Origin of the sequence: Mesorhizobium sp. (genome assembly GCF_017306585.1) — a bacterium.
GTDB lineage: Bacteria > Pseudomonadota > Alphaproteobacteria > Rhizobiales > Rhizobiaceae > Mesorhizobium.
The window spans coordinates 1-3,867 of the sequence record NZ_JAFKIC010000333.1 but is presented as its reverse complement, the minus strand read 5'-3'; the positions used below and the strand labels follow the sequence as shown (position 1 = coordinate 3,867).

The following is a 3,867-nucleotide window of genomic DNA, read 5'->3' as shown; positions in this document are numbered from 1 at the left end:
CATCCTGATTGCAACGATCGCCCAGAGAACATCGCTGCAATGCCTTATCCAACAGGTGCGGCGAATAAATCCCATAATCCATTGAAAATACATGCATTTTTTGGTGATAGAGAATGCAACAATAGACGAAACTGCCTACATTGGAACTTCGGCATGAGATGAGTTCTCTACTCGCCGAGTCGCGGCGCGCCCACCACCCCAGTATCCCGGCAGCGGACAGCGTCTCCGTTTTTCTGGGTGCAATTCCCAACGCTTAAGCGTGTCGACGAGCGGCGCTGGCGCCGCTGCCGAAGGAGGCAGGTTCAATAGGCCTGGTATACGGAAGGCGCTGGCATCCGCATAGCCGACGGTCCAGGCAATTTCATCTACCAGGTGAGTACCGAACTGGAGCAGTTCGCGCGCTTTGTTGATCCGGAATCGCTGAAGGTATTTTGGGTGACGGTCATGTTCGTCGCCGCGACGGCGTCGCTGTTGCTGCTATCGGGATTTACAGGGAACAATCTCGCGGTCGTCAATGCGATCTCGGCTGCAGAGCGGTCGGTGACAGGTGCGACCACACGTGAGCGCCTGCATTTTTCCGCGGCGCAAGCGATGGCTGCTGGCGAGTTGTTCAGCGCGGCAGAGATTTGGGAAGACATCTTGCTGGATCATCCGCGCGATGCCCTGGCACTGCGCTTTGCGCACGATATGTATGTCTATCTTGGCCAATCGCAGTCGATCCGAGATTCGATCGCACGTGTGCTGCCGCAGTGGAGTGCGTCAGACGATGCTTATGGTTACATTCTCGGCCAGTACGCGTTCGGACTGGAAGAGGCGGGCGAGTTGGCGAAGGCGGAAGATGTCGGACGACGCGCCATAGATATCAATCCCGAAGACGGCTGGGCCGTCCATGCGGTCGCTCACGTCCTTGAAACCCAGTGCCGGCAAGAGGAAGGCATTGTATTCCTGAAAAACTCCCGGCCCTCCTGGGGAAAGGCACACGCGCTTGCTGTCCACAACGGCTGGCACCTGGCCTTGTATCTGATCGAGAACGGACGGTTGGACGAAGTGCTTGCCGGCTACGACAGCCATATCCAGCCCAAGATAGCCGGTGACGCCCTGCTGGACCTGGTTGATGCTGCATCCTTGCTGTGGCGTGTCGAACTGGCCGGGGGGGACGTCGGTGATCGCTGGGAAGAGCTGACACGCCAATGGATCACCCATGTCGACGAGCACGTGCTTGCGTTCAACGACCTGCATCTCGCCTTCTGCGTCTCCAGAAGCAAGGATCTCACCCACCTTGGACGTTTTCGCGCTTCTCTCGACCGCTACCAAAAGTTCGGCGTGGGTGACAATTGCCGAACGACTGTCGAGGTTGGCCGACGCATCATAGATGGCGTGCTGGCGTTTGCCGAACGCGACTACGGCAAGGCCTGCGATTTGCTGCTACCAGTGCGCTACAGTGCGATCCGGATCGGCGGAAGCCATGCCCAACGCGACGTTCTTACGCAGACGATCATCGTTGCTGCGGAACGCGCGGGACGCGTGAGCCTTGCGCGCGCGCTGCTCTCTGAACGTTTTGCCGTGCGTCCGACTGCGACGACGAAGTCTCACCTCGATCGCGCGACGAACGCCGTTACCGCAAACCATAGAGGCGCCGCTTAGCTCGCGCGCTCAGCGCTGAAAGCTGGCGTTTCATATGTTCATCGACTGATCGGACCGTGCTCAGCTGGCAACGGGGTGCCCGCCTATGCGGGTTCCCCGACGGCTTCGACTGGTCATCCAGGCAAACCGGATCTGCTCACAGGTCGGAATTTCCACGTCACAACAAAGCAAAAGCAATAAGGGGGACGAACCGATGACCATGCCACAACACAGCGGCACCCGCGACGGCACGATAAAATTGAAGGGACGTCTCGGCCCGATCGGGATCACGATGATGGTGGTCGCCACCGCCGCACCGCTGACCGTAATGGCAGGTGTAAGCCCTCTGGTCATTGCGTATGGCAATGGGCCTGCGGCACCGATCGACGTCATCGTCGTCGGGATCGTGATGCTGCTCTTTTCCGCAGGCTTTGTAGAAATGTCGAAATACATCTCGAATGCCGGCGCGTTCTACGCCTATGTGCTCAAGGGGATGGGACGCGTTGTTGGTGTAGGGACTGCTTCACTGGCGATCGTGTCATACACTCTTATGCTCATCGCTCTCGAGGCATATATCGGCTATGTTGCGGCTGACGCGGCGACAAATTTCCTTCACATCACTCTTCCCTGGTGGCTCTATACTATCGCAGTTGTCGGGTTTGTCGGGTTCCTCGGCTATCGTAACATTGAAGTGAGCACCAAAGTTCTCGGCGTGGCGCTCCTCCTCGAAATCAGCATCATCCTGATCGTGGATGCTGCGATCTTCGTCTCCGCTGGTTCTGCAGGTATCGATGTCGGCGGCTTTAATCTGACCGTCTTCCTCTCTGGTTCGCCAGGTCTGGGCATCCTATTCGTCGTGTGGGGTTTCGTCGGGTTCGAATCGACTGTCGTCTATCGCGAGGAAGCCGTCGATCCGGAGCGGTCAATTCCGCGAGCCACCTACATGGCCGTGATCTTCATCGCTTCGCTCTACTTCGTGTCATTTTGGGCAATCGTGACCGCTGTCGGATCGCAAAAGGTCGTGCAAGTCGCGACCGACAATGCGGGCACGATGTATCTCGACATCGTGCACGGTTTTCTCGGACGCTTCTTCCAGGATGCAGCCCAGATATTGCTGATAACCAGTGTCTTTGCGGTGATTTTGTCCCTGCACAATATCATTGCACGCTACAAATATGTCCTCGGCGGCTGCGGCGTTCTCGTTGCCCCCTTAAGCCGGGTACATGAGAGACATGCCTCCCCCTACATCGCCTCGTCCGTCCAGACATTCGTATCGCTCAGCGTGTTGCTGGGCGCGGCACTTCTCGGCGCTGATCCCGTCACACAGATTTACACGTGGGGTGCGGCTACGGGTACGCTCGGTTATCTTGTGATCGTGACACTCGCCTGTCTTGCCGTCTTCCTTTTCTTCCGTAAACAGACAGTTCGCGGCAAGTTTTGGAGCACGCGCATGGCTCCAGTGCTAGGTTTTGTAGGGCTTCTGGTTTTTGCCCTGACCGCGTTTGCAAACCTCAGCGCCTTGACCGGTAGTGTTGGAATGAATGCGGTCAACACCGCAATCGTCACGGTGTTGTTGGTGTCGTTCCTGGTTGGCTGTCTTGGCGCCGGTCTCATGAAGGCAAGAGCGCCGAACCGCTATGAAGCCCTTGCAGGTGCGCTCTAGTTCTGTCAGCCGCATCGAACGTCAAAGGTTTATGTATCGTATTTTTGTGTCGGACCCTGGCCTGGGTTCTCTCGAAAGAAATGCCTGTCTCGACCTCGTGCCGAACGGCACTGGTGCAAAGGCCTGCCGGCGATCCGGATGCAGCAGACCATCCTTATCTCGTCGATCTCCGCACCGGCGACTGTCGGCGCCCAATGAAAAACGGCGTATAAACCGCAGTCCTGCGCGCGTCCGCAACAGCGGACAATTGTCGCGCGTTGGACGAAGGAAATTCGCCGCCGCCGCGGGCGGTTAACGGGACAGCCGTAGGAGCGTCAGCATAGCGACGGCCGCAGGCCGGGACGCGGGACCGACTGTCCCCGACCGCGGCGGTCCGCTCCTGCAATCGCTTGACATTGGCGATGATGCGCGGCGAGTCCATGCATTTCGACTGTAAGCGCCACGCCGCTCCCCTCGTGCGGCGCATGAGGTTAATGTGGCAAGAGTCCGCCGATCGTTAGAGACGGAGGGTCCAAGTGGGAGCAGACGGCAAAATGGACGTCCATTTGGACATCCCGACGACTGGCTACGCGGGTCGGCTC

Annotated in this window: 2 protein-coding genes; both read left to right on the top strand. The window is 58.2% G+C overall.

The annotated features are described in order from the left end of the window. The first annotated feature begins 372 nt into the window (after positions 1-372). The gene (locus J0I79_RS35215) at positions 373-1,644 is read left to right on the top strand and encodes a tetratricopeptide repeat protein (protein ID WP_366015753.1); all 1,272 of its coding nucleotides are present in this window, start codon (positions 373-375) and stop codon (positions 1,642-1,644) included. A gap of 193 nt (positions 1,645-1,837) precedes the next feature. Beyond that, complete coding sequence (locus J0I79_RS34240; RefSeq protein ID WP_292870362.1) at positions 1,838-3,286, top strand: APC family permease; 1,449 nt, start codon at positions 1,838-1,840, stop codon at positions 3,284-3,286. Positions 3,287-3,867: the final 581 nt, after the last annotated feature.

Coding starts and splice junctions, on each gene's coding strand:
- J0I79_RS34240 (WP_292870362.1), top strand. CDS start 1,838: ATGACCATGCCACAACACAGCGGCACCCGCGACGGCACGATAAAATTG.